This is a genomic window from Erythrobacter sp. Alg231-14 (assembly GCF_900149685.1).
Classification (GTDB): Bacteria; Pseudomonadota; Alphaproteobacteria; order Sphingomonadales; family Sphingomonadaceae; genus Erythrobacter.
Window position 1 is genome coordinate 2035250 of the sequence record NZ_LT702999.1, and the last position, 25705, is coordinate 2060954.

Consider the following 25705-nt stretch of genomic DNA (forward strand, 5'->3'; position numbering starts at 1 on the left):
ACAATGACACAGCCTATTATCAAGCGGGCGCTGCTTTCGGTGTCCGACAAATCCGGCTTGGCGCAATTGGGCGCGGCTTTGGCGGCACGCGGGGTTGAATTGGTGAGCACGGGCGGCACGGCGCGGACCCTGCGTGAGGCGGGTTTGGAAGTGCGCGATGTTTCCGACCTAACCGGTTTCCCGGAAATGATGGATGGCCGGGTTAAAACGCTGCACCCGACCGTGCATGGCGGATTGTTGGCCCTGCGCGACAACGATGAACACGTCGCTGCAATGCAGGAACATGATATTGGCGCCATCGATCTTGTGGTGGTCAACCTCTACCCATTCGAAGCGACAGTCGCGAAGGGTGCAGAGCGCGCCGAAATCATCGAAAACATCGACATTGGCGGGCCAAGCATGGTCCGTTCTGCGGCGAAAAATCACGGTTTCGTGACAATCATGACCGATGCTGCGGACTACGATGAACTGTTGGCAGAACTCAACGCACATGACGGCGCGACGTCTCCGGCATTTCGCATTCGGATGGCGGGCAAAGCCTATGCGCGCACGGCGGCGTATGACGCGGCCATTGCGAATTGGTTTGCGTTTGGCGATGCATTCACCAACCCATTGGGAACCGAAGCGTTGAAAGCGACGCCGTTCACCGAAACGATGCCGCTTGCTTTTAAACGTGATGACACGTTGCGTTACGGCGAGAATCCGCATCAATCCGCCGCGATCTATGTGCCGCAAGTCACTGGAACAATGGGCGTGCCGCAGGCCGAACAATTGCAGGGCAAAGCGCTCAGCTATAACAATTTGAATGACGCCGATGCCGCGTTGGAATTGGCGGCGGAGTTTGCCGAGCAAGACCCGGCTGTGGTTATCGTAAAACACGCCAATCCATGCGGTGTGGCCCAAGGCGGATCGTTGTTGGAAGCGTGGGATGATGCGTTGCAATGCGACAGCGTTTCGGCGTTTGGTGGCATTGTCGCGGTCAACACCGAATTGGACGGCGCCACAGCAGAAGCCATCGCCAGCATCTTCACCGAAGTCGTGATCGCGCCAAAGGTATCGCCAGAGGCGCGCGCCATTTTCGCTAAGAAGAAGAACCTGCGTTTGTTGGAATGCGGGACATTGCCCGATCCGCGCCGCGGCGGCTTTGCAATGAAGACGATTGCTGGAGGCATGTTGATCCAAGGGCGCGACAACGGCGCGGTCGCTGAATCCGATCTAAAAGTTGTCACGAAAAGACAGCCAACCGCCCAAGAATTGAAAGACTGCTTGTTCGCATGGACAGTTGCGCGGCACGTCAAATCGAACGCGATTGTCTATGCCAAGGATGGCGCCACCGCCGGCATTGGCGCGGGCCAAATGAACCGCCGCGATTCCGCTCGCATTGCGGCCATCAAAGCAAGCGAAGCGGCCGAAACCTATGGTTGGGACGGCGCGAAAACCGTTGGCAGCGCGGTCGCATCCGATGCGTTCTTCCCATTCGCCGATGGTCTGATCGCCGCTGCGGAAGCGGGGGCCACCGCCGTGATCCAACCGGGCGGCTCGATCCGGGATGATGAGGTGATAGCAGCCGCAGACGAGGCCGGCCTTGCCATGGTCTTTACCGGCATGCGCCATTTCCGACATTAGAGTAAGGCGCGGTTGGCTCTGATCAGAGCGGGGGTTCAAACGCATCCCATTCATCTTTTTTGCGCGGGGGCGCGTAACTAAATGCGACTTCGTAACGAAATGTCGCACGATGGCTTTATTCATTTCAGCGCAAGCGCGCCGTTCTAAATGAAGCCAACGAACGATGAATTGACCTATGAGACGCCCCTATGACCCTCTTCTCCGCTGATCTTTTTCGCAATTTTGGCTTTGGCTTTTTGGCCGGCGCCGCCATTCTTGGCGCGTCGACAATCGCGGATTGGGGCCCACATCTGGAAACGCCAGCACAGGCGGCCACACCGTTGGAAGCGCCATCAGCATCCAGCGAGTTTACAATTGAACCATTGGAGATTTCGCAATGAAGCGCGCTTTGTTTGCGGCGGTTGTCGCTGCCACTGGATTGGCGATTGCCGTGCAACCGGCCCCTGCACTCGCGCTTGAGGAACCGGTCAACGCTCCCGCCCCGCAACGCACCGCAAAAGAAGGCGCCGGTCTAAAGACCGCGATCTTTGCCGGTGGGTGTTTCTGGGGTGTCGAAGGTGTGTTCAGCCATGTGAAGGGCGTGCGATCGGCGGAATCCGGTTATCATGGCGGGGTCGCGGGCAACGCGACCTACAATCGCATCATTTCCGGCGGCACAAACCACGCCGAAGCCGTGCGCATCACCTACGACCCCTATGTCATTCGCTATGATGAATTGTTGCGGATCTTCTTTTCGGTCGTTGCCGATCCAACCTTGCGCAACCGCCAAGGCCCCGATGTCGGATCGCATTATCGCAGCGCGCTTGTACCCACCAGCGACGAACAACGCGCGGTCGCGCAATCCTATCTGGCCCAGATGGAACGTTCGGGCGTTTGGAGCCGGCCCATTGTCACTCAGATTGAGCGTGAGCGGACATTCTATCCCGCCGAAGCCTATCATCAGGACTTTATGGCGAAGAATCCCCGTCACGGTTACATCCTGCGCTGGGATAAACCGAAAGTGGACGCGTTGCGCGTGATGTTCCCCAGCGATTTTTCGGCCCGGTTCCTGCGCGACGGATAAGGACAACAGCCCGCTCTAGCGCAATGCCCCACAGGCGACTATATTGCGGCTATGGCAAGCAAACATCATCATGCCCACGAAGAGCATTCGGGCGAGAATCTGATCGGCGCAGCGCGCGATGCGCTGGTCGCATCCGGCGAACAATGGACCAATATGCGAGAGTCCGTCTTCACCGAACTGGCCCAGCATGAGCGGCCGGTATCGGCCTATGACATCGCCGATAATCTGTCCGCATCGCGCGGCAAACGGGTCGCTCCCAACAGCATTTACCGCATCCTCGACTTGTTCGTGGCCAAGAACTTGGCTCTTCGGGTCGAAAGCGCCAATGCGTTCCTCGCCAACACCCATCCGGGGTGTGAGCATGATTGCATCTTCTTGGTTTGCGATGAATGCGGTGAAGCGAAACACGTCGATGACGAAAACGTAAGCCGCACCGTACGCGCGCTTGCCGCTTCCAAGAACTTTAAGGCTGAACGGCCCGTTCTGGAAATTCGCGGTCTTTGTGCGATGTGCGCGTGAAGCGTTGAACCGACGGCGATAACGCCCCCCAAATCTTAACAATGCGCAAGCGATTGATCGCTATCGCAGCGCCCCTCATTGGCCGATGAACCGTTCTTTATGAGCGATAAAGCGTTTATCGACAGTTCAGCTACAAAGGTGTAGAGATTCGCCTCATGAGTCAGACCCCCGAAACTCCGCTGCTTGATCAGGTGCCTACGCCGGATGAGCTCCGCCAATTAAAGCCCGAACAGCTTCGGCAATTGTCCGATGAGCTGCGCACCGAGATGATCGATGCGGTGAGTGTTTCTGGTGGGCATTTGGGTTCTGGTCTGGGTGTCGTCGAATTGACCGTGGCGCTCCATTATGTGTTCAACACGCCCGATGATCGGTTGATCTGGGACGTGGGCCACCAATGCTATCCGCACAAAATCCTAACCGGTCGGCGCGATCGCATTCGCACCTTGCGTCAAGGTGGCGGCTTGTCCGGCTTCACCAAACGCACGGAAAGCGAATACGACCCATTCGGCGCTGCGCACAGTTCAACATCCATTTCCGCCGCGCTGGGTTTTGCGGTGGCGAACAAATTGAACGACAAACCGGGCCGCGGCATCGCGGTGATCGGTGACGGCGCGATGAGCGCGGGCATGGCCTATGAAGCGATGAACAACGCGGCGCAGGCCGGCAATCGCTTGGTTGTGATTCTAAACGACAACGACATGTCGATTGCCCCGCCGGTCGGTGGTTTGTCCGCCTATTTGGCGCGCATGGTGTCATCAAGCGAATATCTCGGCTTGCGCAGTTTGGCATCCAAAGCGGTGAAGAAAATGAGCCGCCGTGTCCACGAAGGCATTCGCAAAGCCGAAGAATACACGCGCGGTATGGTGACGGGCGGCACGTTGTTTGAAGAGCTTGGCTTTTATTATGTCGGGCCGATTGACGGACACAATCTGGACCATTTGATCCCGGTGCTCGAAAATGTGCGCGACACATCCGAAGGGCCGGTTTTGATTCATGTCGTGACGAAAAAGGGCAAAGGCTACAAATTCGCCGAGGAAAGCGCCGACAAATATCACGGTGTGCCCAAATTCAATGTGATCACGGGTGAGAAGAAAAAGGGCGCTGCTGGCCCTCCTGCGTATCAAAATGTGTTTGGCGATACGTTGGCGAAATTGGCGGAAACGGACGATCGCATCTGCGCGATCACAGCGGCTATGCCATCGGGCACCGGTGTGGATCGATTTGCTCAGGCTCACCCGACCCGCAGTTTTGACGTCGGCATCGCCGAACAACACGGCGTAACATTTGCAGCCGGTCTTGCCGCGCAAGGGATGCGACCGTTTGCGGCGATTTATTCGACCTTCCTGCAACGCGCCTATGACCAAGTCGTCCATGACGTAGCGATCCAAAACCTACCCGTGCGTTTCGCGATTGACCGTGCGGGATTGGTGGGTGCGGATGGTTGCACCCATGCCGGATCGTTCGACATCACTTATTTGGCGACGTTGCCCAACATGGTTGTGATGGCCGCCGCGGATGAAGCGGAATTGGCCAATATGACCTACACCGCTGCCGAATATGACGATGGCCCAATCGCACTGCGTTATCCGCGCGGCAGCGGCACCGGCGTTCCCATCCCAGAGACGCTGGAAAAGCTGGAAATCGGCAAAGGCCGCATTGTCCGCGAAGGCACCAAAGTCGCGATCCTGTCATTGGGTGCGCGATTGGAAGAGGCGAAAAAGGCGGCGGACACGTTGGAGGCGAAAGGTCTGTCCACCACCGTGGCCGATTTGCGCTTCGCCAAGCCGCTCGATGAAGATTTGATCACCAAATTGATGCGGACCCACGAAGTGGTCGTGACCGTCGAAGAAGGCGCGATTGGCGGGTTAGGCGCGCATGTCCTGACCTATGCCAGCGATGAAGGTCTGACCGACACCGGGTTGAAGGTGCGCACATTGCGCCTGCCCGATACGTTCATCGATCATGAAACGCCCGAAAAACAATATGACGAGGCAGGGTTGAACGCACCGCAAATCGTCGATTGCGTGCTCAAAGCGCTCAAACACAATTCCGCCAATGTCGAAGAGGCGCGGGCATAATCCGCAAGGATCGCGGCGCAGCAATGGATCGCCCTAAGCTTGGTATTTGTCTCCAGCTCGCCCGATAATCAGGCAGGATCAGGGAACTATCTTAACGTGTTGTTGGCTGAGTGATGTTCACCACTTCCGCGATGGCCGGCAATTGGCGTGCGGCGATCGCAGGGGCTGGATCGGGATCGCTCGCTCCATCTTCGAAGTCATCTTCGGCGCAACCATCCGGGCCGCATTCCAACTCTTCCTCCAACTCCTCCAAAATGGCGGGAGCGGCCGGGGGTTCTTCCCCGCGCAGCAAGGCGATGTCGCGCGCGCGGCGGGCCAAATAGGTGTCCCGGCGTGCGGAATAGGGGTCGATGGTGCTGTCCAGCACTTCAAGCTCAGCATCCACTTCGAGCCGTGCATCAAGATTGCTGATCACGAAATAGGGCGCGGCGTATTCGATCCGGTCAAACGGGGCACCAAATGCAAAGGGCAGGACCGCTTGGTCCAACGAATTGCCGATCAAATCGCGCACCGTCGTCGCGCCTGTAATAGGCAGATAAAGATACGCGCCGGTGTCCACGCCATAAAACCCTAGGGTGTTGGCAAATCCATTGCGGCGATAGGGCAATCCCACGCCCGGCTCACCGGCAATGTCGAACAGGCCACCCATGCCGAGCGTCGAATTGATCGCGAACCGGCCCAGCGTTTCAACCGCTTTGCCGATCTTGAACTGGAGAAGGAAATTGAGGAAATTCGCGGGCTCGCCCAAATTGCGCACCACATTGCCCAAACCATCGCGTAACGGACCGGGCAGGCCATCGCGATAGGCATAGGCAACCGGTTCGACAAACACCTCATCCAGATCTTGGGTGATCCGATAGCTGGTTTCATTGAACACGCCCATCGGATCGCCTTCCGGCGGCCCGTAAGTGCCATCAACAACAATCTCGTTTTCGGATTGTCCGTCTGTGCCGCCCACATCGTTGGGCGGTTCCGATCCGCTTTGCGGCGTATCGGCGTCGTCTTGGGGGCCTACATTGTGATCGTCTTGCGATTGGAGAGACCAATTGAGAGGCAGGACTGTCGGTGCATGGCCATCGCCCAAATCCGGGCGAAAACCGCCCGCAATTTCAATCGCCGCAATATGGGGTGCGGCAGCGCTCGTCTCCACCATCGCGGCGGAGGGCAGCGGCCCAAGCAGCAAGGGCGATGTCATCACAAGCAGGGAAGCGTGCGGCATTCGGGGTCTCCAGCCAACAACAGTTTAGTGGCGTAACATGGGCATAGCGCAATACTTATCAATGGCCCATATTCAGCATGTATAGTTCGATTAAACACCGCAACCTTAACGCAGACCTCACGTTGCCCGCGTAGGACAGGGTGTGCTTCACGGAAAAAGGAACGAATCATGGCGCGTTTTGGGCTGAAGACATTGACCTTCCTTGCGACCGCCTATCTGGCGGTGCTGGCGATCCTGTTCATTTTTCAATCGCGATTCCTGTTTCCCGCTCCCCAAGACCGGCTTGATCCGGCCCCTGGTTTCGAAGCGGTTGAATTGACCACGTCGGACAATCTGGATTTGATCGCCCATTATCGCCCTGCTGCCGAGGGAAGGCCGACGATCGTTTGGTTTCACGGCAATGGCGGGTCCATGGCGTCATCAGCGTTTGAAACCCGGGTTCTGGCCGCAAAAGGATACGGACTGCTTTTGGCGTCCTATCGCGGATATGGCGGCAATCCCGGTGCACCATCCGAAGATGGTTTCTACGCCGATGGGCGCAGCGCGATGGCGTTCATCGCCGACCAAGGCGTGCCGAGCGACCGCCTTATCATCGCGGGCAATTCGATCGGCTCTGGAACAGCGGTTCAAATGAGCAGCGAGTTTGCTCCCGCCGCCCTCATCCTGGTTGCGCCCTTTACCAGCCTTCCCGATGCCGCTTCGGATGCTCTCCCAATCTTTCCGGTGCAAATGTTGTTGCGCGATCGTTTTGATAACGCGGCCGTATTGCCGGCGCTCAACCTGCCCATTTTGATCCTACACGGGACCGCCGATCGCGTGGTGCCCTTTGATCATGGACGCGCGCTATCGATGCGCAACGACCGGGCCGAATTTGTCCGTTTTGATGGTGCCGGCCACGATTTGAGCTTTTGGAGAGAAGCACAACAAGCGCAGGCCGATTGGCTTATGTCATTGGGGCAATAGGCCCGGTTAGGCGACGCGTTTTAGAACCAGCGCCAGATCCCCGCGGGAATTCCGGCAATCGGGATGTGCAACCAGCTGAAGAAGACAAAGAAGATCAATCCCAACGCCCATGGCAATGCGCCCGCACCCGCCAACGCGCTCCATCGCGGCCAAAAGCTGGTGCGGCTCTCCCAGACAGCCCAATCCTCGCCTAATTGCGTTTGTTTCTTGCGATCCTGCAGCTTCGCACCGACCAACGCCAGAATGGCAATCGACAGCGCAACGATGGTGGTTCGAATGCTCCACCACAATACTATATGCGACAGCGCCCACAGCGCAAAGCCCCACATCATCGGATGGCGGGTGACTTTGAACACCCCTTTGGGTTCGGCGCGCGCTTGTTCGCTTGCTTTGGGTGTTGGCATTGCCGGATTGCCCATCAAGGACCCCACATGCAGCACCAACGCCGGCAGGATGAGGACCGTTGCGATGACCCAGCCAATTTGACCGGTCCCTGGTAAATCGGCGGGTGGCGCATCGCCAAACGCGAAGTAAACCCACGCCAACGTCGCCAGGCTGACGATGGAATAGACGATTTGAAAGCCGGTGTTGCCCAAGGCCGCCTTCATTGGTGCTCGCAAGGAATGCGACATCGCAAAATGAGAGCCAACAAAGGCCACGTTGGCCGCGATAAGTTCGATGATTGCCCCGTTCATAGCGGGATATATATCACCGAAATTGGCGACGACCTAGTTGCCGCGCGCATTTGTGCTCATGCAGTTGTTATCGCAAGAATTTTGCGCGCAACGCCCGCTTCAATGCCGATAGATGCGGTGCCCCTAACGGCCCCGAATGCTGATCAACTGCACTTTAAACACCAATGTCGCGCCGCCCGGAATGGGGCCACGGCCTCTTGGCCCATAGGCCAAGTTGGCAGGGGCGGCGATTTCGATTGTGTCGCCAACTCCCATTTGCGGGATCGCCATTTCCCAAGCGGTTATTAACCCGCTGAGGCCGAATGTTGCCGGGGTGCCACGATCGAACGAGCTGTCGAAGGTTTCGCCATCGATGAACGTCCCTGCGTAATGCACGGTAACAGTGTCAGAGGCACTGGGTTTTTCACCGGTCCCGACATAGTCGACATACCGCCAACGCAGCCCGCCTTCCATCGTGTACCAACCGTCGCTGGCCATCAGGCTGGACAGGTAGATCTGTTGAGCGCTGTGATAGGCGATCTCGGCGGCTTCTGCCTCCGCTATCTCCTGTGCCGATGGGCGGACTTCTTCGCCTTCGCCATGATCATCGGCCAATGCCGGTGTTGCAAATGCAAGACCAGCGGTGGCGGTCAAACCCGCCATGGACAACGCCATTTGTTTGATCATTTTCACCAGTCATACGCCTTTGGCAAATCGCTTTCATCAAGATCGCGATATCGTTCGCGAAGCCGACTTTGATGGCTGTCGAGCGATTGTTCGACGCCGCCAATAAAGACACGAGTGGGAACCGACCCAACTTCCAATGGATCACCATCCCAGATCACAACGTCACCGACTGCGCCTTGCGCTAACACGCCTGCCGTGCCGTCATACCCGCTGATTGTGGCAGGGACGGAACTGATCGCGGCGAACGCCTGACCCCAGCTAAGCCCAGCCGCACCGGGAATTCTACCCAACGCGACTAGGTTACCCGCCGCCTGTGGCATATTGCGCGGATTGGTGCCGGAATTGGCGCTGATCGCGACGGTCACCCCGGCGCGCATCATCCGACCAATATTGCTTTGCGTTGCGGCCAGCACTTCAAAACTCTCGGGCAAATCATCGAGTGCATCGGCAATCACCGGCACGCCGGCTGCTGCGATATCATCGGCGACCAACCACCCTTCGCCCGCGCCCACAAGGACCATGTCGAGGCGCGGGAAGTCACTCTTCAGCGCCAAGACCGCACGGATATCGGATGCCCGTTCAACCGCAACGTAAAGCGGTTGATTGCCGGTCACCACGGGCACCAAAGCCTCTGCGTCAAACCGGCCCAGCAAGACCTCATCATCGATTGTGATCTCGGTGGTTTGCGGTGTTCCGTTCGCACCAGAGAGCGCTTGCGCTTCGCGCAATGCGGCGCGGAACAGGACGTGAGCCGATGCCCGACTGCCACCTGAAAGCCGCGCCCCCAATTCACCCAGCGCGACCATCTGAAATGCGCGCTCTTTCATGATCGGATTGGCGTCGCCATCCAAATCGATCATTGCGCCTTGTCCAGCGAAGATCGATCCCGATGGCATGGTCGTGGTCGCCGCGCGGGTGATGCCCGCCGCGCGATGCACCAGAATGTGTTGCGAATTTGGATTGACGATTGGCGCCGCATTCAATGCCGCGCTGAACGGTGATCCGCCTGCGCGTTGATCGTTCGATTGGCTAACCGCGCCAACATCCCAAAGGCCCAATGTTGTAACCGTGGCAAAGAGGCCTGGTGTAACCCAAGCGTCGTTGACGTCGAGGACCAGATCCGTTTCAAACGGCATACCTTCGACGGTCGCACCGGCATAGGTTACTTTGCCGTCTTCAACGATGACCACACCATCCTCGATCGGTTCACTGCCATCGCCAAGGGCCAAGGTGGCGTTGGCGATAACGAAATCTTGCGCCGCCAATGGTGTGGCGCACAGGGCAATGGAGGATGCTGCAAGTGTTAGGAGCCGGTTCATTTCACGTCTCCTTCGCCGGGTTGGCCAAGCTCAAAATCGCTCACCGGACGTCTGCTTCGGTCCATTGCATTGTACAACAGTGCGCCGTCCACCCAAACGCGTTCGGGGCGGGAATACACGCTCAACGGATCGCCATTCCACAACACGACATCGGCCATTTTACCGGGCTCTAGGCTACCGGTCATGTCGTCAATGCCCATCGCTTTGGCTGCGTTCAGTGTGATCCAGCTGATCACGTCGGCGTCTGTCAATTCGATGCCCATACGCTGCCCTGCGGCTTGCGCTTTGGCGGCTTCTTGGTTGAGGCGTTGAATGTCCGCCTCGCTATCGGAGTGGATGACAACGCAGGCGCCCGCTTGTTGCAGCAAGGCCGCGTTTTCCAGAATGCCGTCATAGGCTTCCATTTTGAAACCATACCAATCGGCCCAGATCGCGCTGCACACTTCGTTTTCGCGCAACAGATCGCCGATTTTGTACGCTTCGACAGCGTGATGGAACGCGGTTACGCGATATCCAACCTCTTTCGCCATATCCATGACCAAGGCCATCTCATCGGCGCGGTAGCAGTGATTGTGAACCAGGATCTCGCCTTCGAGCACGCCGACCAAAGTCTCCATGCCCAAATTGCGATCCGCGTTTTCATTGTTGGCATAGTCGATTGCGTCAAACCACGTTTGGCGGTTGTATGCAAAATTGCCCATCCGTGTTGAAGGAGAGCGCCCGCGGCCACCATAAACGCGTTTCGGATTTTCACCGCAGGCCATCTTAAACCCGTATGGAGCACCGGGAAATTTCATCCCTTGCACAGTGCGGCTTGGTACATTTTTGAGCGTTACCGTGCGCCCACCCATCAGGTTGGCCGAACCGGGCAGGATTTGAAGCGACGTGATCCCGCCATTGGAGAGTGCCCGGCTAAAGCCGGGATCTTGCGGCCAGACCGAATGTTCGGCCCACACTTCGGGTGTTGTTGGGCTGGTCGCTTCGTTGCCGTCATTGTGGGCATCAACCGATGGAGTGGGGTAATCGCCAAGGTGGGAGTGAATGTCGATGATGCCCGGGGTCACGAATTTCCCGGTGGCGTCGATGACATCATACCCTTCCGTCGAAAGATCGCCGTCGCCAATGGCAACGACTTCCCCGTCGCGGAACAGGACGGTGCCGCCTTCGATCATTCCGCCCGCGCCATCAAAGACAGTGGCGCCAACCAAAGCAGTTGGCCGACCGGGATAGCGTGAATAGGTTGAGGCGAAGGGCCCTTCGTCGGGCGTCATCGCGGCAAAGCGGGGGGCGTCGTCATCGGAATTTTCCGACGATGCGCTGGCCGTTCCTGTGGTGGCGCATGCGGCCAATGCCAACGTGCTGGCCAAAGCGGCAAAGCCCGCTCCACGGCGAAACCCCCGCATTCTTTCGTAAAAGCTGAACTGAGTCATTGTCGCCGGTCCCCTGATTGCCCGCCCTAAGCGCGTCCATTAACGCTTACTTGGCGAGAAATCAGGGGCTTGTCCAGCGGGCTTCAGACCCGGTGCAGAACGGTTTTATCCGGCTGGCTTAGCGGCCTCTTCTGGACCATCGCCAAACACTTCTTCTGCTTCGGATGCCGCATCATCGTCTTGCAGTGTATCAAGGTGCATCAGCTTCTTGATCAGCGGGCTGATAAGCATCACGCCAACACCGATAGCAACGGCGTAGCCACCGACCGTGCCGTACACGTCCAGAACTACTTGTTTGCCGGCTGCTTCGCCAACGCCCTCTGCGCCGGTCGCCGCAGCGATCAAGCCAGCGGCAAAGTTGCCGGTTGCCGATGCAAAGAACCATGTGCCCATAATGAGCGAGGCCATATGCGCAGGAGCCAGACGGTTCATCGCCGAAAGACCAACAGGCGACAAGCAAAGCTCACCCGTCGTGTGCAGCAGGTAGATTAGGAAGATGAAGATCACCGGCGTTGGCACATCAATGCCGACGCTGTTCGCGCCCCACACCAAGACCAAAAAGCCCAAACCGACTTGAACAATGCCCAAACCGAATTTCAACGGCGATGATGGTTCCACCCCTTTCGTGCCCATCCACGTCCACAAAGTGGCGAAGATCGGAGCAAGCAGGATGATGTAAATCGCGTTGATTGATTGGAACGTCGAAGCCGGAACCGCGCCGCGATCAACGTGGCGATCGGTAAACAGGTTCAACGACGAACCGGCCTGTTCAAACAGAGCCCAGAACACAATCGATGTTGTGATCAGGAACAAGGCGGCAAAGATGCGGTCGCGATCTTCCGCAGGCAGTTTAACCACTGCAGTGAAGATGACATAGGCGAGCAACAGCAGGCCGAACCCGCCAAGCAAGATACCGACCACGGATTGATACTGAATCAAGACCCAGCAAACCGCGACGAGCCCAAAGCCAATGGCATACATGCTCCATTCGCGGGTTTTGGCGAGAACTTTTGGCGGCTCACCGCGACCCAAAAGAACGCCTTTGCCCAAAGTGAACACGATCAAACCGGCCAGCATACCGATACCTGCAAGACCAAAGCCGTAGGCCCAGCCATAGGTTTCGCCGATATACCCGCAAAGCAACGAGCCGATCGCAGCGCCCAAGTTAATGCCCATGTAGAAGATCGTGTAGGCACCATCGCGGCGCACGTCGGTGCGCGGATAGAGCTGACCGACCATCACAGAGATGTTCGCTTTAAGGAAACCCGAGCCCACAATGATCAGCGCCAATGCCAACCAGAAGACATAGATAACCGGATTGTCCTCATTGCCTGCGGCGGCTTCGCCTTCGAAGGCCATGAAGAAGTGACCCAGCGTTAGCAGGACTGCACCAAACGCGACCGCTTTGCGCTGACCCAGAACTTTATCGGCCATATAGCCGCCAATCGCCGGGGTGATGTAGACCAACGCAGTGTAGGCACCGTAGATGATGCCCGCTTCGCTGTCTGAATAAAGCCAGTGCTTGGTTAGGTAGAAAATTAGAAGCGCGCGCATCCCGTAATAGGAAAACCGCTCCCACATCTCTGCGAAAAAGAGCACGAAAAGCCCCTTGGGATGTCCAAGGATCGTGCCTGCGCTGTCGCCATGCGGCAAAGCTTTACTGGCCATTATTGTTTGTGTTCCCTAATTTCGCGCTCTGTGGCGCGTCCCCGAAAGCGGACATCCTAGCGCCCAAACTGCGTGTGTGAAGCTTTTGTTTCGTCCGGCATCCACAATCTTGCTTGGCCTCGGCGACCTTGACGCGCATGGGTGTATTATGGCACTGCAGCACCTAGCGAGAGAACCATGACCCAATCCAGACCTGTATACCTCAAACTGCGCGACCAAATCGCCGCCGCCATTATCCAAGGGGACTATCCCGAAGGGGCGATGTTGCCGTCGGTGCGCGCATTGGCCGCCGAACGGGGTGCGAATCCGTTGACCGTGGCAAAGGCGTACCAACAATTTCAGAACGACGGATTGGTCGAGGTGCAGCGCGGCGTTGGCATGTATGTGGTGGCCGGCGCAGCGGAACTGCTGCGCAAACGGGAACGGGATCAGTTCTTGACCGAAGAATGGCCCGAAATCCGCGCCCGCATGACCCGGCTTGGTTTGACGCCTGCTGATTTGGTCGAACAAAGCTGACTTTTTCGGGCGATTGCGCCCGTATTGCCCACCAATGGGCTGCGACATGATTGCCCCTGTGGCTTTCCTCTCACATATTTTTTCACCATCCTTGCAGAATCCGTACCATTCTGGCAGTCCGAAGACATCAATGCTGCTCGTCGGGTCCGGGCAATTGGCATAGGCGCGGTCGATAAGCACCGCGACATTCACCGGGAGGGCGAAATGATCAGATCGGAATTGTTGCACGAGCTGCACAAGGACAATCCAGACTTGCGTGCAGAAGAGATCGAACAGGTGGTCGATGTCTTCTTTGATGAGATTGCACAACGGCTTGCCGAAGGCGGCAGGGTTGAATTGCGCGGGTTTGGCGCATTCTCGACCCGCGAACGCGAAGCGCGCACCGGACGCAATCCGCGCACGGGTGAGGCAGTGCCTGTGCCAGCGAAAAGCGTTCCGTATTTCAAAGCGGGCAAAGAAATTCGAAAGCGATTGAACGAAGGGTAAGCCGGTCCGGCCACCGGCCGGCGGTTCCTTTCAACGCACGCTTTATGCGTGTTCCAGCGCGTGCTCTTCTTCCGACCGGGTGGGGATGGGCACTTTGCGTTCGTGGTCGAGCGCGTGAAACACCATTTCGATGATGCTTTCGGTGCCGCGCGGCGTTTTCACATCGATCGCCATCATGCCTAGCTCATTGAATTCATCGATCGCTTCGGGGCCGGGCATCGCCATGACTTGAGCAATGTTGGGGAGGCGATCCTGAACCAGCGGGGCCAATTCGCGCGATATGGCCAAATTGCCCGTCGCGATCACAGCCACTTCGCGTTTGCCCATGCCAATTGCATCCCAACTGCGTGGGTCGGCTGAATTCGCCTGATGCACGTGATATCCATCAGCCAGCGCAATCTCAAACCGTTCAGGATTGGATTCCACCGCAAGATAGCCAATGCCGTTGTAGGTGAGCGCATCGGCAACAGAGCGTCCAACCGGGCCCAAGCCGATAATGACTACGGGTGCATCGTCACCGGCCAGTTTTTTGTCCGCTGGCCCGCGCCGGAGTTTGCCCGCCAGTTTCCGGCCCAGGTTTGAGATAAGCGGTGTGACGGCAAGGCTGATCGCGATGGCCGTGACCAAGATTGATGCCAAACGCGGTTCGATCAATCCAGCCACAGCAGGCAATGCAAAGATCACCAGCGCAAACTCGCTGCCCTGCCCCAGCAGGAAACCCAACTGAATGGAGCCCGGCACCGACCACCGATTGGCCAATCCTGCAAGCACGTTGAACGCGCATTTTAGCGCAATCAAGCCCGCCGCTGCCGCCACGGCCAAGACCCAATTTTCCGCCAACAAAACGGGATCAATCGATAGGCCCACAGAGATGAAGAAGAAACTGAGGAACAGCCCGCGGAACGCGTCAATCTCGGTCTGCACCATGATGCGGTAGCGCGAATCCGCGACGGCCATCCCGCCCAAAAATGCACCCAAGGTCAACGAAAGCCCAGCCATGCCCGTGGCCCATCCCGCCGCCAGTGCAATGAAAAGGGCAGTGGCGGTGTAGACTTCGCTGCTGCCGGCGCGGGCGATCAAACGAAAGACCGGTCCGGTGAGATAGCGCGCAAAAAGCACCGCGATCACAAAGGCGGCCATTGCCTTCAATCCGGCCAATCCCAATGCCGGGGCCAATGCGCCGCCTGTGCTAAGCGAACCGGCGGCGACCAACAGCAAGATCGCCGCGATGTCTTGAAAGATTAGGATCGATTGGGCGGCACGGCCCACGGGGCAATCTTCTTGATCCCGTTCCCGCACCAATCCGATCACGACAGCCGTCGATGACAATCCCATCGCGAAACCGCCAATAATGGCAAATTCCGTCGGCAAGCCAAAAGCGAAGAACAAAGCCGAAAACCCGCCCCCAGCGACGAGCATTTGCAACGTGCCGAAACCGAAAATGTTGGAGGCTTCTGCGCGGATCCGGCCCAAAGAGAAATGCAGGCCCAGATTGAACAACAAGAACATGACGCCCGCTTCGGCCATGGCGGCAACCACAGGCCCGCTAAACCCGTCTGCAAAGCCTAACGCGCCAATGCCAAGGCCCAAGCCAAGGTAACCCACAATGGGGTTGAGCCGGCATGCGCGCGAAACCAAGGCGGCACCAATGCCCAATCCAAGCAGCGTGATCGCCGGCTGAATGGTCGCAACCACCGAATGCGCGTCGTGAAGGCTATCGCCCGCCATAGTCCATGTGTCCTGTCGCCGTTTACGGTGTGGAAATGGGCCATGGTTGGTCAACGCGCAAGCCCACCGACCCATCGCACCCGCTATAACCCGAACGAATGGGGTATGCCGCGGGCTAAGAATTGCGGTGCGGGTTGCTCACCGCCGGGTCGCTGGCTATCGGGTGTCTGGTTTTAGCGTGGTTGTAACGAACTGCGCCGATTTGCGGGTGTGGCGGAATGGTAGACGCCGGGGACTTAAAATCCCCTGATCCTATAGATCGTGTGGGTTCGAGTCCCACCACCCGCACCATTAGCCCGGTCTTAACCCCTCTTCGCGTAAGCTCTTTTCTTACTAACGGGGATTTAACCAACCGCTTGACCCTTTGTTGCAGAAGGATGGCGGCTAAGAAAATGGCTATGGCAGACGCGGCGAACACCTCTCGGTTCGAAGACGACACCAATCGCGAATTGGGTGATCACACTGAAACGCAAAGCGTTCCGGCGCCTGTCGACGCGCGAGAAATCGGCGCGAATGCGGGATCATCGACCGATCAAGACGGCGACGGTCAAGAAACCCAGAACGAAGGCCGCGCCGCCCCGCGTTTCACTCTTTTGATTCGCGCCGCAAAAATTGTCTCTTCCCACGGTGAATTTGTCTGTGTCGTGCGCGACGTATCCGAAACCGGTGTCGCAGTGCGCTTGTTTCACGCTGTGCCAGATGGCGATCCGTTGGAGCTACACATGCCCGGCGGCGGCGTTCATGAGATGCAAAATGTTTGGCAGCGCGACAACGAAGCCGGGTTCCAATTCACCAATCCCATCGATGTGAACCGCATGATCCATCAGATCGGCGAATTCCCCAAACGCGGTTTGCGGCTGGGCCTGTTCTTTCCGATCATGATCAAGACATTGCGCGGCACCAGCGAAGCGGTCGTCGAGAACATTTCCCAACAAGGGGCTCGGTTCGAAAGCGAAGAAGATTTCGCCATCGACCAAACTGTCAGGATCACATGCGAAGAAGGCGGCGGCGCGTTGAAGGATGTGCGCGCCAAGATCCGGTGGCGGCGTGACAGCCAATACGGTGTTGTGTTCGATGACACGCTCACGCTCAGCGATTTTTCCCGCTTTGCCGCGCGCCTGCAATGCCCACGTTTGCTCGATTGATCCCAGACTGACCGCAAATAAGGGCTTTTCCTGAGCGCGGCTCCGTCCGAGTTCAGCAAAATTTCCAGCAATTAAGCCACCGCGTTTACTTCTCGCTAACCAATTTCCTTCACTCCCTGAAAAAGAGCCGACCGCACATTTGCGGGTTCGGCGGTTTAACGGGGGCTTGCATGACGCAGCACGGCGCTGACGCAACGGTTTCGACCAACGCGGGTATCATTGATGTAGATGTGGCAATTATTGGAGCGGGGCCAGCAGGGCTGACCGCCGGATATTTGTTGACCAAACAGGGCAAATCAGTCGCGATCATCGAGAAAGATGAAACCTATGTGGGCGGCATCAGTCGCACGGTTGAGCATGAAGGGTATCGTTTCGATATTGGCGGCCACCGTTTCTTTTCCAAATCCCAACAGGTCGTCGATCTGTGGAACGAAATCCTGCCGGACGACTTTATTCAACGCCCTCGGATGAGCCGTATCTATTACGAGGGTAAGTTCTATTCCTATCCGCTGCGCGCTTTTGAAGCGTTGAGCAATCTCGGCATTCTGCGCTCCACCGCATGCATGGCCAGCTATCTTTGGCGTCGCGCTTTCCCAATTAAAGATGTGCGCAGCTTTGAAGATTGGACCACCAATCAGTTTGGTGAGAAACTCTATTCGATCTTTTTCAAGACCTACACTGAGAAAGTGTGGGGCATGCCGTGCGATGAAATGAGCGCGGATTGGGCGGCCCAACGCATTAAGGGCTTGTCCTTGATGAGCGCCGTTCTGGACGGGGTTAAGCGGTCGCTTGGCCTTAACAAGAAACCCAATGACGGCATGGCCACCAAGACATTGTTGGAAACATTCCGTTACCCGCGGCTTGGCCCTGGTATGATGTGGGATGCAGCCCGCGATAAGATTTTGGCGACCGGCAAAGGCCAAGTGTTGATGGGCCACGCGCTTGATCAAGTGGCCGCGATTGGCCCCAATGATGAAGGGTTCGAATGGTCGATGACCGCGACCAGTTCGACCGGGACAGCACAAATCCGCGCGAAAGACGTGATCAGTTCGGCGCCGATGCGCGAATTGTCAAAACGCCTTCACCCGCTGCCGCAATCCACGCTTCAAGCGAGCAATCTTCGCTACCGCGATTTCTTGACCGTCGCCTTGATGGTGAAATCCGAAGACCTGTTCCCCGACAATTGGATCTATATCCATGATGAGCGTGTTCAGGTCGGCCGGGTTCAAAACTTTCGTTCATGGTCGCCCGAAATGGTGCCCGATGAAGATATGGCGTGTGTTGGGCTCGAATATTTCTGTTTTGAAGGAGATGGCCTGTGGTCATCATCCGACGAAGAGCTGGTCGAATTGGCCAAACGGGAAATGGAAGTCCTTGGCCTTTGCGATCCATCGCAAGTGACTTCGGGCGCGGTTGTTCGTCAGGAAAAGGCCTATCCGGTCTATGACGACGAATACGAAGCCAATGTTGATGCGATGCGCGTGGAATTGGAAGAGAAGCACCCGAGCCTGCATCTTGTTGGACGCAACGGCATGCACCGTTACAACAACCAAGATCACGCGATGATGACCGCAATGCTGACGGTTGAAAACATTCTTGCAGGTGAGCGCGTGTACGACACGTGGTGCGTCAACGAAGACGCCGAATATCACGAAGCGGGCGATGAGGGCGCGGAAGCGACCTTGCCGAACCGCGAAGCGCACAGTGATAGACAAGCCGACAATGCGGCCACGACCAAGCCGTTGAGCGGCGATCAGGTTGCCGCGCTGACATCGTTGCGCGGTGTGCCGGAACGGATCGTTGCGCAATCGGATGACGCATTCGAAGACGATCTTCGCAAGTCGGCCTAAGGTTATGGCGGCCAAGCCTTTGCCAACCAACGCAATGGTCATTGCGGTGCTTTCCAAAGTGCGCGACATCCGCTTCGTGCGCTATGTTTGCGCCAGTGTCGGCGCGTTGGCGGTGGATGTCGGATGTTTTCTGGCGCTTTTGGCGTTGGGTATGGTCGCCGCCCCGGCATCGGCCATCGGATATTCCGCTGGCATCGTTGCCCATTGGTTTATGTCGAGCCGGGCGGTCTTTCAGGATAAGGTTGCGGCCGACGGCGTGGCGCGCACGCGTCAAAAGGCGCTGTTTGTTGTCTCCGCATTGATGGGCCTTGCTCTGACCACGGGCATTGTGGGTCTAGGCGATTGGTCGGGCGTGGATCCGCGCCTTGCCAAAGGATTGGCGATCATTGTGAGCTTCATCGCGACTTGGCTGGTGCGCAGCCGCATAGTGTTTCGCCATGAAGACAGTGCGATCACCGATGCTGGCGCGCCATCTGTGACAGAGCGTGGCTGAAACCATGTTGGTTGAGCGACGCCGGGCTGCTTTCCCGTTGGAGTTCCTTGGGCGGGTGGGCATCGCATGGGCCATTGTCAGCGCACTGTTGCTTGCCATCAATTGGACCGCCATTGCCACCGGTCGCTTCCCCGATCCCGATGACATCATGCGCCTGGTACAGGTGCGAGATTTGATCGCGGGTCAAAGCTGGTTTGATTTGGCCCAATATCGGGTCGATGCCGCCAACGGCGGCGTACCGATGCATTGGTCGCGGATAGTCGACCTGCCTCTTGCATCGGTGATCGTAGTTCTGACCCCCTTGATTGGCGTGTCGAACGCAGAAACCGCCGCATTGGTCGGTGTGCCGCTTGTTACCTTGGGTTTGGCGATGATGTTGGCCGCGCGGATCGCGTGGCGGCTATTGGGCGACGAAGAGGCCACATTCACATCGTTGGTGGTCGCGATCTCCGTGCCGGTCCTGTTCCAATTGGGCCCGATGCGGATTGATCATCACGGTTGGCAGATCGTTTGCGCATTGGCTGCGATGAACGGATTGATGGCCCGCTCCCCCAAAATTGGCGGTTGGATCATCGGGGGCATGTTGGCGACGTGGCTTTCTATATCGATCGAAGGTCTGCCGCTTGCCGCGGTTTTCTTTTGCGTTTTGGCGTTGCGGTGGTTGCGCGATCGCGATGCTCGTGTTTGGTTGGTTTCGGCCATCCAATCCTTTGCGTTGGTGGGCGCCGGGCTGTTTCTGGTGACCAGAGGCGTTGCGGATCTCATGACCTATTGCGACGCGATTAGCCCGCTGCACTTGGGTATGTTTGCATGGGGTGCGGTAGTTTTGACTGTGCTCTCTCGATTTGAGCCTGCGCCGATTGGCGTTGTGTTGGCCGGTTTCGGGGTTGCCGGCGGTGGGGCGTTGGCCATGATGGTTTACACCGCGCCGCAATGCGCAACCGGCGGCGGCTTTGCAGATCTCGATCCTGTCGTCGCCCAATATTGGCACGCCAATGTGTTGGAAGGCATGCCGATCTGGCGTCAATCGATCACGACCGCGCTGCAATATGCCGTAACGCCTATTATCGCATGCCTGGCGGCGATCAATCTGGCGACGAAATCGCGCGACTGGTTGCGCCGGTTTTGGGGCGACTATGCGATTATCCTCGCCGCCGCGGTGCTGATATCGGTGCTGGTATCGCGCGCCGGGGCGGTTGCATGTGTGTTAGCGGCGCCGCCGCTCGCATGGCAATTGCGCCAATGGTTGCGCGCTATTCGCACGATGGAGCGTCCCTTGCCGCGCATGGCCGCGATGGTGGGTGTCGCCTGCGCCTTGCTGCCCGCGATGCCGGCCATGATCTTGGCCAATGCTTTGCCCGCCAAAGCGAATGTGGGCGGACCATCCAATGTCGCGATCAAAGCGTCGCAGTGCCAAGTGGTCGGGGCGGATCAGGTGTTGGCGTCACTGCTGACAGGCGAGGTGTACGCCCCGCTGGATATTGCGCCGGAATTGTTGATGCATTCCGATCACAGCGTGATCGCAACAGGTCATCATCGCGGTCACACCGCGATGCGGTTTCTGATTGAGAACGCGCTGGCCAGCGAAGCAGAGGCTCGCGACGCGTTGAATAAGCGCGGCACGCAATACGTCGCTATCTGCCCAACAATGGCCGAGGCGCAAATGTACGTACGCATTGCACCGCAAGGTTTCGTTGCCGCATTGGTCAACGACCAGGCACCATCATGGTTGGAGCCGGTGACGCTGAGCCCGGAAAACGGATTGAAATTGTGGCGGGTGGCGGCCGATTAGCGCCCGCGCAGCGACTACGCTGGGGTGAAATTCATCGCCACGCCGTTGATGCAATGACGTTTCCCGGTCGGACGAGGACCATCGCCAAAGATATGGCCTAGATGCCCGCCACAATCGGCGCAGTGCACTTCGGTGCGAGCATAGCCAAGCAGATAATCGGTTGATGTGCCCACGGCGCCTCCGTCGATGGCGCGCCAAAAACTGGGCCATCCGGTGCCACTGTCATATTTGTGCACCGATCCATACAACGCGTTGTCACACCCGGCACAACTGAAGATGCCGGGTCGCTTTTCATCATCCAACGGGGACGAAAATGACCGTTCGGTGCCCGCTTGGCGCAGGATGCGATATTCTTCACGGGTGAGTTCACGCCGCCATTGCGCGTCCGTCTTTGTAACGCGGAACGTGCGTTCTTTGCGCGCTTCAACGACGCCTCCGCAACTGGCGAGGAAAGGCAAAGTTGAAGCCAACCCGGTTGCCACAACGAAATTGCGACGGGTGGATAGGTTGAACGCCATGATGATCCCTTTCAAAAACGCGGGTGACACGCTTCTTTATCACTGTGTCTTACAGTGTGTTTTACGGTCCAAAACCGAAAAAAGTTTCACCCAGCCTCGAAAAACCAATCGGGGATCAGAACTCAGTGATTTCCACTTCGAGTTTGCGGAACCCATGGACGAAGTTTGCGCGAACGCGTTCAACGTCACCGGCAACATGGACGCGCATGCGCCTTTTGTGCATTTCCTCAAGCAGGACTTTCAACTGCAATTCGGCAAGCCGCGCACCAACGCAACGGTGAATGCCGTATCCAAACGCAATATGGCGACGCGCATTTTCGCGGGTGATGTCGAGCTTGTGCGGATCTTCGAACACGCTTTCTTCGCGGTTCGCGCCAAGATACCAAAGAACGACTTTGTCGCCTTTTTTGATCATTTGGCCATGCACTTCGGTGTCTTCGGTGCAGGTGCGGCGCATGTGCGCGAGCGGAGTTTGAAACCGCAGACATTCTTGCACGGCGTTCGGGATCAAATCAGGATTTTCCTCGAACAATTTGCGTTGGTCGGGGAACTGATCAAACGAATGGATGATCCCACTCATCGTGTTGCGCGTCGTGTCGTTGCCGCCGACGATCAACAACACCAGATTGCCGATGAATTCTTCGGGGCGCATTTGGTTCATAGCCGGGGAATGGATCATCATCGAAATGAGATCGTTGCCGGGCTCTTTGTCCTGTGTCCGTTCCATCCAGATCGATTGGAAATACGCGCCCATTTCATGCAGGAAGCCCCAACGCATTTCATCCAATTCGCGGATGCTGCCGGCTTCGGTGTCGCCCGACCAATCGGACCAGAATGTTAGCAACCGGCGGTCTTCCCATGGGAACCCAAACAGGATGGCGAGCATGCCCGTGGTCAATTCTATCGACACTTTATCGACCCAATCGAAAGTTCCCCCCCGCGGCAGAGAATCGAGCAATTCGCCCGTCCGCGCGCGAATTTCGACTTCCATATCGGCCATCGCCGATGGGGTGAATTTGGGCGCGACGGTTCGGCGTTGGCCGGTGTGTTGCGGACGATCCATGGCGATGAACATCGGCAATTCGCGGCGATCGCTGTCGCGCTCTGCCAATTCTTCGTCTGAAAGCCGTTCCAAAATGGTGATGCCACCATGTTCCCAGCTTGAAGAGAAAACTTCGGGTTGCGCCTCGATGTGCTGGATCGCTTTGTGGCCTACCACAGCCCAATAGGGGCCATAGGGGCTTTCGGGGATGTAGTGCAGAGGGCCGGCTTCTTGCATTTCGGCAAAGATTGGCTGCCACTTATTCTCGAAATAGATGTCGCTGCGGCTTACGTCCCATTTGTGCGGGTGATCGGGCCGCTCTTCGGGGTGGTTCGCATAGTGGTTTTTAAGCGACTCGTAAGCGGTCGGGGACGTGCGAACTTTCGGACGCTCGGGTGCAACAGTTGCCATGGCTCTCTCCTTTGGAGAAGCCGCAGCTATGCGCCATCAAAATGACCTCTCCATCCGCCTTGCATCCTGCCTTAACTGACAGTGATGTCAATACGAGTTTTGTTTTGCGACTTATTCTGCTGGCTCCAATTGCGCAGGCTCTGTCGCTTTGCGCCAGCTCCAGCGGCGTTTCTTGACGCGGCCTGCACCCCCGGACTTCATCACGCGTTTGCGAAATAGCATCGACCCGCCTTTAACGAGAAGGAGAACCCAAACGCCCTGCCATGCCAGCGCGGCGGCATGGATCCACATGGTTTCTTCCAACGCCGCACGGGCCAGCATGGCAAAGGGAGAAGAGAGCGGGAACGCTGCGGCATAAGGTTCGAGCCAACCCCAATTGGGTGTGAGCGCGGCCGCGGCCACGAAGAACACCATCAATTGCATCATGGTGACGGGCATCGACAAGGTTTGAACCTCGCGAACCGTTTCCGCCATCGCGCCAATGGTTAGGAATAGCGAGCCGAGCAAAAGATAGGCCATCGAAAAATAGATAATCCCAAGTCCGATAAACATCGGCCAGCCCAGCGCCGGACCGGGAAGATTGCGAAAATCCGTTTCCGAGACGGCGATGACAGCGTCTTCTGCGATCGCCCAAAACCCCCATCCAAACGCGCCCCAAACCGCAATCCCCACAAAGGATACGCCAAGCATGGCAAACAATTTGCCCATGAACACGGCATCCATCGGAATGGCCGCGGCGAGAATTTCTATGATCTTGTTGCCCTTTTCCTCCGCAAGGTTTGAAAGGACCATCCCAGCAAGCAGCATGGTGAGCAAGAACATCACCATCTGCGCCGCTTGCGCGGTTCGAACCCGGTTCTTGCGTTCAGACGCTGCGCTGGATGCGACGGTTTGCTGGGTGGGCTGCGGGAATGCCAAAGGCGTGGCCGCATTCACATTTGCCGCAATCACCGAAACTGGACCTTGCCATCGCCGGATTTCGCCCCGCGTTCCGATAAGTTCGGGGGCAGCGGGAGTACCCGTGACGATGGCGGCATAATTGCCCTTGCGCGCATCCATAAAGGCGCGTGCATCAAAGCTGGGATCATCGGCGGCTTCGGGCACCGCGCGTAGAGCGGGTATCGCACTCCCCAATTGCGGGGCGAGCTGGTCGCGGGCGGCGATCATTGAAGCGTTGTCCTGTGCGCTCATGGCAAGACCGACTTCGATCGTGGCGACGCTTCTCGAAGTTTGATTGCCGATACTGCCCGCTAGGCCGCCCACCAACACCGGAAAAAGCGGACCGACCAGAAAAAACAGAAAGGCGCGACTGAAAAGAACCGCAATGAAATCGCGGCGGGCAATGACCCACGCCGCCTCGAGCCGGGAAAGGCGCGGTTTCGCTTCGAGGTCCGCCCAATGGGCGTGATCAAATGACTGGCTCATGATTGGCCTCCTGCGGCATCGGCTTCGAGCTGACGAGCAGCAGCTTCCCCAGCGATCGACACGAATGCATCGTGCAAACCGGCGCGTTCAATGGAAAGCGACAGGATCCCTGCCTCCCCCTCGATCAATTGGCGCAACAAGGGTTCGACCCCTGCATCGGGCAGTGGGAAATAGAAGAAGTCACCTTCGCGCCGCGTCTCTTCGGGCAAGGCTCTTGTCCAATTTCCATCGCGAGCGCGCGTTTCCAGCCGGACTTGTGCCGGGATGCGATCACGCGCAGCCTCCACGCTGCCGGCATAGGGAACTTTGCCGCCCGCGATAATGGCGACGCCTTCGCATAACCGCTCCGCATGATGGATCACGTGGGTGGAGAAGATGACGGTAACGCCTTCCTCGGCAAGGCTGCGGATCATGACTTCGAGCTTGCCTTGATTGATCGCATCAAGGCCGGAAAATGGCTCATCCAAAACGACGAGACGCGGGCGATGCACCAACGTGCCGAGCAATTGGACCGTTTGCGCCATACCTTTCGACAATTGCCGGATCGTCCGATTGGCGGCGTGGAGCAGATCGTGCCGTTCCAACAATTCCATGCCGCGTTTTCGCCCTTCGGCAAGCGGCAATCCACGCAATGCGCCCATAAAGGCGATGGCTTCGATGCTCTTCATCGCAGGGTAAAGGCCGCGCTCTTCGGGAAGATATCCGATCAGTCTTCCAATATCGTGCGGGCGATCATGGCCGAACACGCGGCGGACCCCTTCGTCGGGATCAATAATGCCCAAAAGCATGCGCAAACTTGTCGTCTTACCCGCGCCATTGGGACCAAGAATGCCGTAGATTGCGCCCTCTGGCACAGAGATATCCACGCCATCGACCGCGCGCGTTCCGTCAAAGCTTTTGACCAGGCCGCGCGCTTCGATTGCCAAAGGTCTGGGGTCGGGCGCGGAGAGGGTCAATCCCTCCCCTTGTTCCGACGCGCTGGAATTGCTCATCATCTCTCGATCGCTTACGGCCATATCAAATTGTAGATCCATAACGGCTGGGGTTAATGCG

At 57.6% G+C, this 25705-nt stretch carries 23 protein-coding genes and 1 tRNA gene; 13 read left to right on the forward strand and 11 right to left on the reverse strand.

Features of this window, described 5'->3' with window-relative positions; all coding sequences use genetic code 11:
* The first annotated feature begins 3 nt into the window (after positions 1-3).
* The 5 genes from purH (at position 4) to dxs (ending at position 5286) form a co-directional block, all read left to right on the forward strand.
* The gene (gene purH, locus BQ8290_RS09785) at positions 4-1626 is read left to right on the forward strand and encodes a bifunctional phosphoribosylaminoimidazolecarboxamide formyltransferase/IMP cyclohydrolase (RefSeq protein WP_108789720.1); all 1623 of its coding nucleotides are present in this window, start codon (positions 4-6) and stop codon (positions 1624-1626) included.
* Between the two features lie 188 nt (positions 1627-1814).
* A complete protein-coding gene (locus BQ8290_RS09790; RefSeq protein ID WP_108789722.1) occupies positions 1815-2006 on the forward strand; it encodes a hypothetical protein in 192 nt (63 codons plus the stop codon).
* Positions 2003-2689, forward strand: a complete 687-nt coding sequence (gene msrA / locus BQ8290_RS09795; RefSeq protein ID WP_108789724.1) for a peptide-methionine (S)-S-oxide reductase MsrA — start codon at positions 2003-2005, stop codon at positions 2687-2689. The genes BQ8290_RS09790 and msrA overlap by 4 nt, the downstream gene beginning before the upstream one ends.
* Before the next feature lie 51 nt (positions 2690-2740).
* Positions 2741-3208: a transcriptional repressor gene (locus tag BQ8290_RS09800; RefSeq protein WP_108789726.1), complete on the forward strand. Its 468-nt coding sequence runs from the start codon at positions 2741-2743 to the stop codon at positions 3206-3208.
* 155 nt (positions 3209-3363) lie between these two features.
* Entirely contained in the window at positions 3364-5286 is a 1923-nt protein-coding gene (gene dxs / locus BQ8290_RS09805; protein WP_108789728.1) for a 1-deoxy-D-xylulose-5-phosphate synthase, read from the forward strand.
* A gap of 91 nt (positions 5287-5377) precedes the next feature.
* Here dxs and BQ8290_RS09810 read toward each other — a convergent pair whose 3' ends face one another.
* Positions 5378-6505, reverse strand: coding sequence for an MlaA family lipoprotein (locus BQ8290_RS09810; RefSeq protein WP_108789730.1), 1128 nt, complete (start codon positions 6503-6505; stop codon positions 5378-5380).
* A 168-nt stretch (positions 6506-6673) separates the two neighbouring features.
* On the opposite strand from BQ8290_RS09810, the gene BQ8290_RS09815 reads away from it, so the two are divergent.
* Positions 6674-7468 carry an alpha/beta fold hydrolase gene (locus tag BQ8290_RS09815; RefSeq protein ID WP_108789732.1) on the forward strand — a complete coding sequence of 265 codons (795 nt, stop codon included), beginning with the start codon at positions 6674-6676 and terminating at the stop codon, positions 7466-7468.
* Between the two features lie 20 nt (positions 7469-7488).
* On the opposite strand, the gene BQ8290_RS09820 is transcribed toward BQ8290_RS09815, so the two are convergent.
* The 5 genes from BQ8290_RS09820 to BQ8290_RS09840 all read right to left on the reverse strand — a co-directional run bounded on the left by BQ8290_RS09820 (position 7489) and on the right by BQ8290_RS09840 (position 13246).
* The gene (locus BQ8290_RS09820) at positions 7489-8163 is read right to left on the reverse strand and encodes an NnrU family protein (RefSeq protein WP_108789734.1); all 675 of its coding nucleotides are present in this window, start codon (positions 8161-8163) and stop codon (positions 7489-7491) included.
* A 123-nt stretch (positions 8164-8286) separates the two neighbouring features.
* Positions 8287-8829 (reverse strand): FKBP-type peptidyl-prolyl cis-trans isomerase, encoded by a 543-nt coding sequence (locus tag BQ8290_RS09825; RefSeq protein WP_108789736.1) that lies wholly within the window; start codon positions 8827-8829, stop codon positions 8287-8289.
* Positions 8830-8831: 2 nt separating this feature from the next.
* On the reverse strand, positions 8832-10148 hold the full coding sequence (locus BQ8290_RS09830) for an amidohydrolase family protein (RefSeq protein ID WP_108789738.1): 1317 nt from the start codon (positions 10146-10148) through the stop codon (positions 8832-8834).
* Positions 10145-11551 (reverse strand): amidohydrolase, encoded by a 1407-nt coding sequence (locus BQ8290_RS09835; protein WP_443112338.1) that lies wholly within the window; start codon positions 11549-11551, stop codon positions 10145-10147. Before BQ8290_RS09835 ends, BQ8290_RS09830 begins: the two co-directional genes overlap by 4 nt.
* 132 nt (positions 11552-11683) lie before the next feature.
* Entirely contained in the window at positions 11684-13246 is a 1563-nt protein-coding gene (locus BQ8290_RS09840; RefSeq protein WP_108789740.1) for an oligopeptide:H+ symporter, read from the reverse strand.
* A gap of 177 nt (positions 13247-13423) precedes the next feature.
* Between BQ8290_RS09840 and BQ8290_RS09845 the strand changes: the two genes are divergently transcribed.
* The gene (locus BQ8290_RS09845; RefSeq protein WP_108789742.1) at positions 13424-13762 is read left to right on the forward strand and encodes a GntR family transcriptional regulator; all 339 of its coding nucleotides are present in this window, start codon (positions 13424-13426) and stop codon (positions 13760-13762) included.
* A gap of 204 nt (positions 13763-13966) precedes the next feature.
* Positions 13967-14248, forward strand: a complete 282-nt coding sequence (locus BQ8290_RS09850; RefSeq protein ID WP_108792253.1) for an integration host factor subunit beta — start codon at positions 13967-13969, stop codon at positions 14246-14248.
* Between the two features lie 42 nt (positions 14249-14290).
* Here the strand turns inward: BQ8290_RS09850 and BQ8290_RS09855 are convergent, their stop codons facing one another.
* Positions 14291-15976, reverse strand: coding sequence for a cation:proton antiporter domain-containing protein (locus tag BQ8290_RS09855; protein ID WP_108789744.1), 1686 nt, complete (start codon positions 15974-15976; stop codon positions 14291-14293).
* 204 nt (positions 15977-16180) lie between these two features.
* Here BQ8290_RS09855 and BQ8290_RS09860 point away from each other — a divergent pair.
* From BQ8290_RS09860 to BQ8290_RS09880, 5 genes are all read left to right on the forward strand, one after another.
* A tRNA-Leu gene (locus BQ8290_RS09860) sits at positions 16181-16267 on the forward strand.
* 101 nt (positions 16268-16368) lie between these two features.
* The gene (locus tag BQ8290_RS09865; RefSeq protein ID WP_337661292.1) at positions 16369-17121 is read left to right on the forward strand and encodes a PilZ domain-containing protein; all 753 of its coding nucleotides are present in this window, start codon (positions 16369-16371) and stop codon (positions 17119-17121) included.
* A gap of 170 nt (positions 17122-17291) precedes the next feature.
* Positions 17292-18971 (forward strand): NAD(P)-binding protein, encoded by a 1680-nt coding sequence (locus tag BQ8290_RS09870; protein ID WP_108789748.1) that lies wholly within the window; start codon positions 17292-17294, stop codon positions 18969-18971.
* Between the two features lie 19 nt (positions 18972-18990).
* The gene (locus BQ8290_RS09875) at positions 18991-19464 is read left to right on the forward strand and encodes a GtrA family protein (protein ID WP_337661293.1); all 474 of its coding nucleotides are present in this window, start codon (positions 18991-18993) and stop codon (positions 19462-19464) included.
* Positions 19457-21256, forward strand: a complete 1800-nt coding sequence (locus tag BQ8290_RS09880; protein WP_108789752.1) for a hypothetical protein — start codon at positions 19457-19459, stop codon at positions 21254-21256. The genes BQ8290_RS09875 and BQ8290_RS09880 overlap by 8 nt, the downstream gene beginning before the upstream one ends.
* A 14-nt stretch (positions 21257-21270) precedes the next feature.
* Here BQ8290_RS09880 and msrB read toward each other — a convergent pair whose 3' ends face one another.
* From msrB to BQ8290_RS09900, 4 genes are all read right to left on the reverse strand, one after another.
* Positions 21271-21774, reverse strand: coding sequence for a peptide-methionine (R)-S-oxide reductase MsrB (gene msrB, locus BQ8290_RS09885; protein WP_108789754.1), 504 nt, complete (start codon positions 21772-21774; stop codon positions 21271-21273).
* A 115-nt stretch (positions 21775-21889) separates the two neighbouring features.
* On the reverse strand, positions 21890-23227 hold the full coding sequence (locus BQ8290_RS09890) for a cytochrome P450 (protein WP_108789756.1): 1338 nt from the start codon (positions 23225-23227) through the stop codon (positions 21890-21892).
* 111 nt (positions 23228-23338) lie between these two features.
* Positions 23339-24652, reverse strand: coding sequence for an ABC transporter permease (locus BQ8290_RS09895; RefSeq protein ID WP_108789758.1), 1314 nt, complete (start codon positions 24650-24652; stop codon positions 23339-23341).
* Positions 24649-25644 carry an ABC transporter ATP-binding protein gene (locus tag BQ8290_RS09900; RefSeq protein ID WP_337661500.1) on the reverse strand — a complete coding sequence of 332 codons (996 nt, stop codon included), beginning with the start codon at positions 25642-25644 and terminating at the stop codon, positions 24649-24651. Before BQ8290_RS09900 ends, BQ8290_RS09895 begins: the two co-directional genes overlap by 4 nt.
* Positions 25645-25705 lie beyond the last annotated feature (61 nt).

Coding starts and splice junctions, on each gene's coding strand:
- purH (WP_108789720.1), top strand. CDS start 4: ATGACACAGCCTATTATCAAGCGGGCGCTGCTTTCGGTGTCCGACAAA.
- BQ8290_RS09790 (WP_108789722.1), top strand. CDS start 1,815: ATGACCCTCTTCTCCGCTGATCTTTTTCGCAATTTTGGCTTTGGCTTT.
- msrA (WP_108789724.1), top strand. CDS start 2,003: ATGAAGCGCGCTTTGTTTGCGGCGGTTGTCGCTGCCACTGGATTGGCG.
- BQ8290_RS09800 (WP_108789726.1), top strand. CDS start 2,741: ATGGCAAGCAAACATCATCATGCCCACGAAGAGCATTCGGGCGAGAAT.
- dxs (WP_108789728.1), top strand. CDS start 3,364: ATGAGTCAGACCCCCGAAACTCCGCTGCTTGATCAGGTGCCTACGCCG.
- BQ8290_RS09810 (WP_108789730.1), bottom strand. CDS start 6,505: ATGCCGCACGCTTCCCTGCTTGTGATGACATCGCCCTTGCTGCTTGGG.
- BQ8290_RS09815 (WP_108789732.1), top strand. CDS start 6,674: ATGGCGCGTTTTGGGCTGAAGACATTGACCTTCCTTGCGACCGCCTAT.
- BQ8290_RS09820 (WP_108789734.1), bottom strand. CDS start 8,163: ATGAACGGGGCAATCATCGAACTTATCGCGGCCAACGTGGCCTTTGTT.
- BQ8290_RS09825 (WP_108789736.1), bottom strand. CDS start 8,829: ATGATCAAACAAATGGCGTTGTCCATGGCGGGTTTGACCGCCACCGCT.
- BQ8290_RS09830 (WP_108789738.1), bottom strand. CDS start 10,148: ATGAACCGGCTCCTAACACTTGCAGCATCCTCCATTGCCCTGTGCGCC.
- BQ8290_RS09835 (WP_443112338.1), bottom strand. CDS start 11,551: ATGCGGGGGTTTCGCCGTGGAGCGGGCTTTGCCGCTTTGGCCAGCACG.
- BQ8290_RS09840 (WP_108789740.1), bottom strand. CDS start 13,246: ATGGCCAGTAAAGCTTTGCCGCATGGCGACAGCGCAGGCACGATCCTT.
- BQ8290_RS09845 (WP_108789742.1), top strand. CDS start 13,424: ATGACCCAATCCAGACCTGTATACCTCAAACTGCGCGACCAAATCGCC.
- BQ8290_RS09850 (WP_108792253.1), top strand. CDS start 13,967: ATGATCAGATCGGAATTGTTGCACGAGCTGCACAAGGACAATCCAGAC.
- BQ8290_RS09855 (WP_108789744.1), bottom strand. CDS start 15,976: ATGGCGGGCGATAGCCTTCACGACGCGCATTCGGTGGTTGCGACCATT.
- BQ8290_RS09865 (WP_337661292.1), top strand. CDS start 16,369: ATGGCTATGGCAGACGCGGCGAACACCTCTCGGTTCGAAGACGACACC.
- BQ8290_RS09870 (WP_108789748.1), top strand. CDS start 17,292: ATGACGCAGCACGGCGCTGACGCAACGGTTTCGACCAACGCGGGTATC.
- msrB (WP_108789754.1), bottom strand. CDS start 21,774: ATGGCGTTCAACCTATCCACCCGTCGCAATTTCGTTGTGGCAACCGGG.
- BQ8290_RS09890 (WP_108789756.1), bottom strand. CDS start 23,227: ATGGCAACTGTTGCACCCGAGCGTCCGAAAGTTCGCACGTCCCCGACC.
- BQ8290_RS09895 (WP_108789758.1), bottom strand. CDS start 24,652: ATGAGCCAGTCATTTGATCACGCCCATTGGGCGGACCTCGAAGCGAAA.
- BQ8290_RS09900 (WP_337661500.1), bottom strand. CDS start 25,644: ATGAGCAATTCCAGCGCGTCGGAACAAGGGGAGGGATTGACCCTCTCC.